This window comes from Pseudomonas sp. NPDC047961 (assembly GCF_050272435.1).
Lineage (GTDB): Bacteria > Pseudomonadota > Gammaproteobacteria > Pseudomonadales > Pseudomonadaceae > Stutzerimonas.
Map to the genome: position 1 here is coordinate 375,805 of NZ_JBNNMD010000006.1, position 10,703 is coordinate 386,507.

Sequence of the window (10,703 nt, forward strand, 5' to 3'; positions counted from 1 at the left end):
CGCTACGGATGAGTTGACATGGTGTCTCAAGGCAAGGAACTATCGCCACAATATGCGCGAAATTCCTATAGCGTGGCTCGGCATCACTGGCAACTCGGCAGTTGGCCATAGCTCCCGCAGATCATCGTGTAAGGGCGCGCTGCCTGGTAAAAAGCGATGATCTTTATGTTGTAGGAGGACTCGCACTCACTCCATCGAAGTGGAACACCAGAGTCCATATACTCCACCAGCGAAATTGAGATCGAGATCTCATACTGCGGCCAGCCCGTTACCGACCATGCATTGTGCAATCAAGAAGTCTTCAGGCCAGTCAATATCATAACTGACTAACTTATCCAACTCATAGAGAGAGGGACGCCGCCCGATACGATCATCAAGCTCACGATAGATTTCAGTAGATGCTAAAAAAGCCCCGCTATTGACCTCATATATCGGCCGCAAAGTCTGGGTTCGCGGCCACTTCTCGATACTACGATCATAGTTTAGCGGCTGTTCATCCTGCCAGAGAAAGCCATAGATAGCGGTAGTCGTCATAAGAGAATCATAGCCACCTACCAATTGTTCGAAATAATTTTGGATGATTTGATCATAGTGCTTTTCGGTAATAAACGGGGAAGTGACGTGCGTCCAGAGAATATGACCATCAGGTATCAACTCCAGCGCATGCGCAACCAACTGGTCTGTGCTGGTTTCATTGGATGCCAACCACTCAGCACGCTGATGCAACCGCAGGCGCGGCTCCTTAAGCGATTCAGCAAATGCCAAGATGGCCGAATCATTGGTACTCAATACCACATTATCTATCTGCTTGGCAGCGAGCAGCTGGCGGAGCTTAACCTGGATCAGCCCATGCTCGAACCCGGCAAACGGTTTAATATTCTTGCGCGCAATTCGCTGGCTCCCCGCCCGACAAGGGAGAAAGCAAGTCACTTTCTCCGTCATGATATCATCCCATATATACTGATTTTCTCGACATCGTAGCGCGATGGCGTGATCGCGATAACTGGCAGGTTGGCGCTGGACGCTTGAAACTGCTTCACAACTTGGTTCATTTCCGTATTGCGAGGATCTTCTCCAACGTAGCCGTCGAACCCGGCCAGGTAGAGGCAACTGCATTCGCCGCTGGCAGCAATGGCAAACGCATAAGCCATCACCAGTGACGAAGGCGCAGTGCAGTGGGTTTCGCCGAAGGCGAAGGTGTCTGCTTGAACATTTAAACCGAAGTCCAGCACCTCCTTCTCTGCCAGTAAGGCCTGAACATCTACCGGCAACATGGAGAAAGGAGTAATCAGCGGCTGAGGCAGTCTCGTATGCGCATCACAGTCAGCCAGCAGGCGCACAGGGTGACAGGCCACGCGCAGGTCAATGAGCTCAGCTGCGATGGCCGCCTGAGTGTTGAGTGCCAGAACTACTGGCCGGTTAGTGCGAATATAACGCTCTAACGCTTGGCTGTGGCGGGCTACACCAGGCCCGGTACCCAGTAATAAAACGTGCCGCTTCGACAATCGCTCCCTCGGAGACCACCGTCCCATAGACTCGCCGCGATAGAAATGCCTCGCGGAATCCAGGGTATTCAGACTAAATTTCTGACCGCCTTCAACGCGCAGGTGGTCAATCACCGCCAGCACGTCTTCTTCGTCGTAACGAGAGTCGCTGAGCATCGCCTGGATATAGGACGGGTGAATACCGTATTTGCCAGCCAAGTAATAGTAAGGGTTGCCCCCCCAACCATAATGGGCCTGCATGGGCTTAAAGTGCTTACGCATTAGCGTCATCAGTGGAACCAGATTAAACGACTTGCTGCGACGTTCAGCGATCTCGATGGCTAGCTCCTCGGTGCGGGCGTTACCTGGGCCACGGCCCATACCGGCGACAGTGGAATCGACCCACGTCACACCTTCGTCCAGTGCGAGCAGGGTATTGGCGAGCGCTAGGCCGCAATTGTCGTGAGTATGGATCCCCATGGCACCATCCCACTCGCTACGAAACCACTGGATGATTTGCGCCACTTGCGTTGGCCTCATGCTCCCCATGCTGTCGGCAAAGTACAACACATCCACCGGGAAAGCCTTGGCCTGACGTGCCATCGCCTTAATACTATGTTCGGTTTGACCCGCCACCTGCATCAGATTGAGACCAACCTTATAACCCCTTGCCTTCAACCAGCCCACCGCCGCCAGGGCATGTTCAAACTCATGGGAGTGACAAGCGATGCGCACCAGATCCACCGGCGATTCAGTTGCAGGCACAGGGAATAAGTGTTGCAACACCTGCTGTTGCGGCGCTGGCCCTATCAGTTCTTTACCATTGACCATCACACCAATGGTCAAACCCAGCGGAACTGTCAAGCTGCGGATAAAGTCATCCGTGGTAAAGGCGCAAGGGCCTTGGAAACCATGATTTTCAAGTGTACGGAAACCCAGCTCTACCACATCGACGCCGACAATCTGCATTGCATCAAGATATTCGTGGATCAGCTCAGGGGAGAAATCCCAAGCGTTGTAATAGCCGCCGTCTCGCAGAGTGCAATCGATAAAAACTTCTTGAATATTAGCCATTATCAACGCCCCAAATAGACGCCTTCAAATCTTCAATAATACTTATAGAAGGCGTGACATTCACATAGAAAGGCCTAAGCTCACTTTCCATAAAATCTCGATGCCCCTCCTTTAACTGCGCACTACCATTGATCACCTCAAGTACAAAGCGTTCAACATCATCCAAGGCATCAATCACCTGATAATAACTCAACAGCCTTTTTCCATAGTCATTGATAGGATCCAGCTGATGAGGGCCGTTTAAGCAAAGATAAGCGCACGGCTTTTCAACCAACAAATACTCAAAAATAAAGCTACCACAATCATGAATTATCGCATCAGAATCCTGAAATAACTCAATGTAATCACCATCATTTATCCGAGATGACTCGAAATCTCTCCAAAAAGAATAATAGCTATCTGTCCTTTCTCTCCCCCAATCCGCGTGCTCATAGAGCTTTGATTTGAGGATCGTATGCGGTCTAAACGCCCACTCTAAATCGTCCTTGTACTTAATGGCTAGCTCCCTCATCAAATCAGCCACGAGTAAGAACGTCGAAAGATGAAGATTATTTTGGTGTGTTATAGCTTGATGAGGAGCATAAATAATTCTTTTTTTACCCGATACTCGCTTGCCCCAAGGACTCAAGCACATATCACCTTCAGCAAAAAAGCCTTCCAGAAAAGGACTTCCCGATAAAAAAACATTAACCCCTTTGTTTGACGAATACCGTCTAGCTCTAGACGCTGAGTTTTCGTCAGCATGAAATATTCTCCAAACAACATTATGAAACACCTTATTATAGGCGTCATTGACATCGTAACCAGAGGCAATGTCGGTATAATAAGGAACGTAGCAGCTCAAATAATTTTTATATGCATCTTCGTAATATTCCTTGCGGGTAATATTATGTGCATTAGTGAAAAACACAATATCCGGGTTGAATTCGGAAAGGCTTCTCCAGCGCTGCTCATTTTTATTATATGACGACAAGACTGGATAGCCTTTCGCTGCAAAGAACTCACCAACCTCATCCATATCTTGCCACATACGATCCTCACCATATGCCGTATAAGGGCACACAAGGATCAGCGGTTCAAAGAACGGATCCACCAGCATACTTTTGACTATTTTATCTAACTTCCACACACTCTTATGAATAGCTAGAAATACCACTCTGGCCTTTTCTTTGCTGCTTGCAGCTTTGAGCAGGGCTTGGTGTTTTTTACTATATTTTTTTGCCAGCTCTATTTTATAGCGCCCAACCAAACGCCCCAACAGGGTTATTCCATAAAAATAAACCTTGGCATGATAAAAAACATCAATATTATTCAGATCAGAAATATTTAAAATTACAATAATATCATTATTATCAAGCAGTTCACTGGGATACTCTTCCTTACTGCTCGCAACAACCAAATCGACCCCTAAGTATTCTGGCGCACTAAATTTTATCGCAGCGTCAACAACCATGGTCACATTCAGCCTTATCCCTCTACCGGCAAATAATTTTACCTTCTTATCCGCCTTGCTACAAAGCAAGCTCAGGTCCTCGCCACTTGAAATAACGGGGTAGATGCAAGCCTTTTTATCGCTTTCTATGCCATCGATAACTGACCGACCATTCCAACCCAGCTTTGGACAGATGATATTTTCTTTAGCGCACCCCTGCAGAATCAAATTATCATTAAAAAGCTTTGCCAACCGATCGGACGCAATAAGAAACTGACTATCATTTAGTTGCTGCTCAGTCAGAGCAGATCTATTAATTACCGGGACCCCCAGATAACTCTCCATAGCTGGTTGATCCACAATAAAACCTTTTAGCAGATCTTGCATTCCAAAATGCTCAATCTGCCTTTTATAAGACACCCCCATCATCCCTGCCCCGTAAATATACAAAGGCATAGCAAAATCAATTTCAGGAAGAGGAAAAATCATAAAGTCATCTCTCAGGTTATGCAGAACAACATCGCACTCTCTTCACCCAGTGTAGACCATGCTTGTCGAGCGCCCCTAATCACCCACTATTACAGATGCGGGGACTCTGACTATTTTTCTATCATCAATATTCGCCTCCTCCATTAATAATTTCTTTATTTTAAAAAAGTAACCGCTAGCCACAAGGACACAATCAACCTCATTTATGATTAATTGAAGCTGCTTTAAATCAATTACCTTCAAACCAAAAAACATCTTTCCGCTTAGATTTGGATCAGTATTACATGCGTACAAGATATTAAAGCCATCTCCAAGCCCATCCAAGGTGTTCTTAGCTCCCAATGCAGTTCCAAATATCACCGCATTTAAAGGGGAAGCATAATCCATTCGATCATCCCAGCGCTCCTTATTCCTTACCAAAAACCTATGTCTGCGCAACATGTTCTTTCGCATCAAAGCGACAAGCTCGAAGTCAACCTTAACTTTCTCAGCCCGCACAGCAAGCAAATAATCATGCCATTGCTGCGTCACTATCTGATGCGTGACAAAACAGTTATAATACTCTTCTGCCAGGTTTCCATTTTTATCCAGAAAAAAAGACAGAAAAGGTGACGTCCTATTCATTGGATGAAGAGGTTTTATTAACCTCGAAGTCCAGCCGCTCTCATGCTTACGATACCCCACAAGTATTTCAGGAAAATAGTGAACTCCGTCAGACAGCAATGCGCGGAAGTACATGAGGTGATCTTCACAATCAGGGTATGTGGTCGGGGTACCAAATGTTTTGTAAGTATCTATTCGGTACGCAACCGCAGCGCCTAAAAAATGTATAGCAAAATGATATTTATGGTATTCAATCATGCTATACATTTTATTAGCATGAATTTCATAATCTTGATTTTTATACTGAAAGGTTGCCAAACCATTAACAACAGCTCCGTTGCCATCTAACTCCTCTAGACCATGCGCCACCAGCGACGGTTTGCCAGCCTCCAACCACTCCTGCACAATTCTAGAAACTCTGTTCGGCTTTGATACATCATCACCAGCGCACATAACGACAAGTTCGCCGTCTACAAGATTTTCCATCAGGAACGCGAAATGGCGGCCAATACCTAAATTGACCGAGTTTTGATTCACAACTACATCACAACTTCCCGTATAGCTATCCAGCAAACCCCTAGCAACACTAACTGTATTATCACTGGACGCGTCGTCGGACACGACAATCTTTAAGTTAGGATAATCCTGAGCCAAACAGGAATTAAACGCCTGCTCTATATATTTTTCTTGGTTGTAACATATTAGAGCAACCGTAACCTTCGGAAGGTTAACCATATCAGCAGTCCCACAATGCATTTTATGCCCCTGCAATGCACATATAAAAAATGTCTTCACGATTATTGATCCCAAACAAACAAAGCGTCTGCGCCAATTTGCTACGGAATAATAAACCTGGCTAACTTAGAGAGTTTGTATGATTTTCTACTCGACCGCCTGCAGAATCAGTGCCTGCTTAATGGCTGAAGAAGATATGCCTTGGGTTCGATCAAGATAAACGACCTGGCAGACGTTTGAGAGATAATCAAACTTCCCCGCCCAGTCACATCCCATCACGAATATATCGACTGCATGTTCTTCTATATCCCTTTCTTTTTGCTCCCAAGAACACTCTGGTATCACCAACTCAACATGCTTTATTGCGCTTATTATTTCTCGGCGTTCTTCATAAGGTGTCAAAGCTCGCTTGCCTTTCAAAGCGTTGAACTCATCAGTCGATACAGCCACAATTACCCGCTGACCCAATTCACGCATTCGCTTGAGCAAGCGTAAATGGCCAACATGGAACATATCAAACGTCCCATAAGTGATCACTGTTTTCACCTTCGTCCTCTTTTCGCCTGCCGAGCTCGAGCCAGCATAATTACCGACTCATTGGGATGATCCATCTCATCTATGAGTTAACAGATATTTTCTCTACTGACGTAAGTACAAATGGATACATGGCTGGATATTTTTTAAAATATATTTAACACAGTGCAACAAGCTTTCTAGGACAGTCAGCATTATTCTCTACGAAATGATGAGTAGTGTAGACGACCTACCCGCAGTCTAAAAGACTCAATCCGTTCCCGGCCCTATTCGGCCCGTGCATCAATAACCTGCTGAAGGGTCTCACACTAACCCCTTTCGCTCTTGTCATTGCCATGACCTACAAGCCGGGTTAAAGTGCACGCAGGTTTACGCACATAGCCTAGAATAGCTTGCGAAGTCGCACCCGATATATTTTAATTTTTTTATAACTAAGCATCGTTTTTCAAATTCCACAAACGGGATTCGCTTACAAAATCGGCACTCATGCGAACGTAGCCATTTTAGCTGCAGTTATAATTGATCTCGATATCTACGCTGAACTTAAAAGCTCGTTATTTATAATAAGACCATTCCAAACTGTACCTCAGGCTTAGCGCATCCTGCGCTAGCGTGATGCGATGGTCCCTAGCATCAGCCATGCACCGAACCATTAGCGACTGCCTGAGTGAACTCCTCATAATTACGATAATAATCCGCTTCTGTATAATGAGAAGACGCTAGCACCATGCAGACCGAGCCGCTAGAAAAATTATCCATTTCCCGCCAGATCATAGGCGGTATATAAAGCCCATAGTAAGATCGATTCAGATGGTATTTAAACTTTGTTCGCCCATCATCCAGTGTGATATCGAAGCTACCGGACATGGCGATCAGCAACTGGTGCAGTTCTTTATGTGCATGACCACCGCGATACGATCCGCCTGGTACATCGTAGAGGTAGTAGACCCGTTTGATGTCGAAAGGTATATGTTCTCCGCCTTCGACAAAGGTCAGATTGCCTCGCGGGTCTTCTATCTTAGGCAGATCGACAATCTTGCAATGCTGTAGTGACACGACAATACTCCTATATCCAATTTTTGTTACTTTGCCCTGAAACTATTGCAGGCGTTAATTACTTTATCAATCTGCGGCACTGACAACCCAGGATAGATTGGGAGGCTAAGGATCTGTGCGCTAATCATTTCGCTAATTGGCAGGGATAACTCTCTCAGCTCACTGTATGCCGCCTGCCGGTGAATCGGAGTTGGATAGTGAATTAAAGTCTGTACTCCGGCCTTAAGCAGATGGTGCTGCAGGGCATTCCTGTACTCGCTGCGAACAACGTAGAGATGCCAAGAATGAGCTTCATCGCTACCGGGAACCTCGGGTAGATACACGACCCGCCGATCTAGGCCCTGGTCATAGCGCACTGCGATCTCATGGCGCGCCTGATTATCTGCGTCCAGATACCTGAGCTTTATGCGCAGAAAAGCGGCTTGCAACTCGTCCAGCCGAGAGTTACACCCCTTGCGATCATGCTGATATTTGACTGCGGAACCATAGCTCTGTAATGAACGAATGATGGTCGCCAGTTCCGTGTCGTTCGTCGTTACCATGCCCCCATCGCCGAGTGCACCCAGCGGCTTACCTGGGAACATACTGAAACCCGCCGCCAGGCCCCAAGCACCCGCGCGGCGTACACCGAGCCGCGCGCCGTGCGCCTGCGCAGCATCCTCCAGTAACAACAAGTCGTGTCGTTTGGCAATATCGGCGAGTGTCGCCATGTCAGCCAAGCGACCATAAAGATGTACTGCAAGAATCACCCGGGTGCGCGCGCCGATTGCCGCTTCAACGGCTCGCGGATCGACGTTGAAACTCGAAAAATCCGGTTCGACCAATCTCACTTTCAGGCCACAGGCGCTGACCGCTAAAGCGCTGGCGATGAAGGTATTACCCGGCAAGAGAACTTCATCGCCTGGCTGTAAGCGACCTGCCTCTAGCAAGGCACGGAGAATCAGCACCAGAGCATCCAGCCCATTGCCGACCCCAACAGCATGGGCAACACCACAATAGCCAGCAAATTCAGCCTCGAATGCACGACACTCCTCGCCGTGGATATACCATCCGCTAGCCAGAACTCTTTGCAATGCGGCAGCGAACTCGTCCTCGAAGCGCCTGTTGAGCATCCCGAGGTCTAGAAACGGAATCATGACCAATCCTCTGATTCACCCAGCCTACGCACGACTCGTGCCGGATTGCCCACCACCAATGACCTGGGCGGAACGTCGCGAGTAACTACCGCGCCTGCTCCTACCAGAGCTCCATGACCGATAACTAATCCAGGCAGAATTACCGCACCCGCACCAATTGACGCGCCTTGTTCTATCACGGTGGTGGCAAAAGAATCGGGGTAATCACGCGATCGCGGGTATTGATCGTTGGTAAAAGAAACATTAGGACCAATAAATACGTCATCAGCAACACGCAATCCGTCCCACAACTGCACGCCGTTTTTTATGGTTACTCGATCACCGACAAGCACATCATTTTCGATAAAACAGTGCGAGCACACATTACAGGCAGCACCAACACGAGCACCCGCCAAGATCACGACAAATTGCCAAATGCGTGTATCCTCACCTATGGCGTTAGACTGGACGTCGGCTAACGGGTGGATCATGATCATAGGATTTTGCGCCGCTTTGAATTTATTAAGAACCCGCTACTGCACATAGCTGTGAGTATGATCGGATCAGTTGATCAAGGGCCGACAAAAAATTGCCGCTGTTGATATAACAGCAAAATTCTAGCCAGTTTTGAAACACTGTTCGGGGCGTATCCCCCTACCATAGACCATTTAGATCTTATGTGAGGCTTAACCACCTGGGCAATATTCGAGCCATCTCAAAATTCTTCACTATTGATTGTTGAGCCCGACACGGAGCCTCCGTCTTGGCAGCTAGCGCTTACAGTCGTGGCCAGTCGACATCACAGCTCATGGCTTTCTATGCGCGCCGCTCACTTTGGTTGAAGCCCACGGCTCGCCTGCTGCTTTCCTAATGCATGCCGAAATCCAGTACTAAGACTTCGCTAGTTGGGCCGCACTTGAGGTTATTCCGGATCGTCGAGTAACTCGCAGCGAGGCATAGACGAACCGCAGGAGCAGCGATCTGCCGCGGGAGGCGGCATGTTGGGCAGATAACGGTGGCTCCCACCGCGAAGCTTTTAGCTGAATTGCTCGCTTGCGCATCAGTCATAGGACAAGTCAGAGAATGACTTGCTTCAGCGAACAATCGGCTCTGCGAGCTTTTTGCCCAGACGGCAGGCGAGAAGGCCGACGCAACAGTATAGGTCGAGCCATCACCTCACTCCCTTCCCTTGCCGCCCTTGATCAGCCATGACCGCCTATGGATCACCTCGATTTTGCACAGGCCGCTGATGGTCTCGACAAGGAATTAATTGCCCACGTTGCCCACTGGCCAATCGGGCCGCGAGCATATATGGCCTGCTCCAGCATCAAGAATGAAGTCTGTTCGGGCCAATTTTGAGATCCGGTACTCAACTATCCGCCGGGAGCACATCCCCATGACGAATGCCACATAGATAAAGCCCTGCTAGATACTGACATAGGTAAGGTCTGACACCATATCGCGCTAGGCCGCTCAGCACGGAACTGTCGATTGCCCCTGTCCAGCTGGCATGTGCGGCCTTTTCGCTGACTGGGGTCCTGATCGATTTGCCGCGCACGACGCCTTTGAGCCCGAGCCGACGCATTAGCCGCTTGTAGTCGCGAGCAGCTTGTCCATCCTCGATCAGCTCAAGACCTGGCTGGAACAAACCCAGCCGCAAATCGCCGTGCAGGCTGCCTTGGGCAAAGCAGTGAATTACGTAGCAGCGACTGGAGCAGGCTCGTGCCTTACGTCGTAGGTGGAAGCCTGCCCAGGGACAACAACCGAGCCGAGAACGCCATCCGGCCGCTCTTCATCGGGCGCAAAAACTGGCTGTTCAGCGACACGCCCAAAGGTGCCAGCGCCAGCGCCAGCGCTCAGACCTACAGCCGAAACTGCCAAGGCCAACTGGCAAGAGCCTAATGCCAGCTGAAATCGTTTGGCGTTATCTGACAACACCGGTCAGCCCCCCTTGCGGACACGACGCGTATCACGTGCACGCCGTCCCGCAGCCTGGCGTTGAACGAAGCGATACCAAGCCGATGTTGAAGCTGTCGCCCGTCGACTGGCTGCTACCGCTGACTTGCAAGTTGATTTTTCTGTCGCGCAAAGACAAACCCCCGATCCTCTTACGAAGATCGGGGGTTTGGTGTAGAAGCTTGACGATGACCTACTCTCACATGGGGAAACCCCACACTACCA

8 protein-coding genes and 2 pseudogenes are annotated in these 10,703 nt (G+C 48.6%); 1 reads left to right on the plus strand and 9 read right to left on the minus strand.

All coding sequences use genetic code 11. The features are described 5' to 3' along the window. Nucleotides 1–249: 249 nt before the first annotated feature. The 9 genes and pseudogenes from ACQKIK_RS20015 to ACQKIK_RS20055 all read right to left on the minus strand — a co-directional run. Nucleotides 250–942: an acylneuraminate cytidylyltransferase family protein gene (locus tag ACQKIK_RS20015; protein WP_499137222.1), complete on the minus strand. Its 693-nt coding sequence runs from the start codon at nucleotides 940–942 to the stop codon at nucleotides 250–252. Continuing rightward, the gene (locus ACQKIK_RS20020; RefSeq protein WP_499137223.1) at nucleotides 939–2,558 is read right to left on the minus strand and encodes an aldolase catalytic domain-containing protein; all 1,620 of its coding nucleotides are present in this window, start codon (nucleotides 2,556–2,558) and stop codon (nucleotides 939–941) included. The genes ACQKIK_RS20015 and ACQKIK_RS20020 overlap by 4 nt, the downstream gene beginning before the upstream one ends. Next, nucleotides 2,551–4,479 carry a hypothetical protein gene (locus ACQKIK_RS20025; protein ID WP_499137224.1) on the minus strand — a complete coding sequence of 643 codons (1,929 nt, stop codon included), beginning with the start codon at nucleotides 4,477–4,479 and terminating at the stop codon, nucleotides 2,551–2,553. The genes ACQKIK_RS20020 and ACQKIK_RS20025 overlap by 8 nt, the downstream gene beginning before the upstream one ends. A 75-nt stretch (nucleotides 4,480–4,554) precedes the next feature. Further along, entirely contained in the window at nucleotides 4,555–5,877 is a 1,323-nt protein-coding gene (locus ACQKIK_RS20030) for a glycosyltransferase family 2 protein (RefSeq protein ID WP_499137225.1), read from the minus strand. An 87-nt stretch (nucleotides 5,878–5,964) separates the two neighbouring features. Next, nucleotides 5,965–6,363 (minus strand): adenylyltransferase/cytidyltransferase family protein, encoded by a 399-nt coding sequence (locus tag ACQKIK_RS20035; protein ID WP_499137226.1) that lies wholly within the window; start codon nucleotides 6,361–6,363, stop codon nucleotides 5,965–5,967. Between the two features lie 621 nt (nucleotides 6,364–6,984). Beyond that, complete coding sequence (locus tag ACQKIK_RS20040; protein WP_499137227.1) at nucleotides 6,985–7,407, minus strand: sugar 3,4-ketoisomerase; 423 nt, start codon at nucleotides 7,405–7,407, stop codon at nucleotides 6,985–6,987. A 26-nt stretch (nucleotides 7,408–7,433) separates the two neighbouring features. Then, entirely contained in the window at nucleotides 7,434–8,543 is a 1,110-nt protein-coding gene (locus ACQKIK_RS20045; protein ID WP_499137228.1) for a DegT/DnrJ/EryC1/StrS family aminotransferase, read from the minus strand. Next, nucleotides 8,540–9,019, minus strand: a complete 480-nt coding sequence (locus tag ACQKIK_RS20050) for an acyltransferase (protein ID WP_499137229.1) — start codon at nucleotides 9,017–9,019, stop codon at nucleotides 8,540–8,542. The genes ACQKIK_RS20045 and ACQKIK_RS20050 overlap by 4 nt, the downstream gene beginning before the upstream one ends. 807 nt (nucleotides 9,020–9,826) lie before the next feature. Beyond that, nucleotides 9,827–10,116 (minus strand): annotated as a pseudogene (locus ACQKIK_RS20055) (DDE-type integrase/transposase/recombinase); the annotation flags it as partial. 12 nt (nucleotides 10,117–10,128) lie between these two features. On the opposite strand from ACQKIK_RS20055, the pseudogene ACQKIK_RS20060 reads away from it, so the two are divergent. Beyond that, nucleotides 10,129–10,422, plus strand: a pseudogene (locus ACQKIK_RS20060) (IS66 family transposase); the annotation flags it as partial. Between the last annotated feature and the right edge of the window lie 281 nt (nucleotides 10,423–10,703).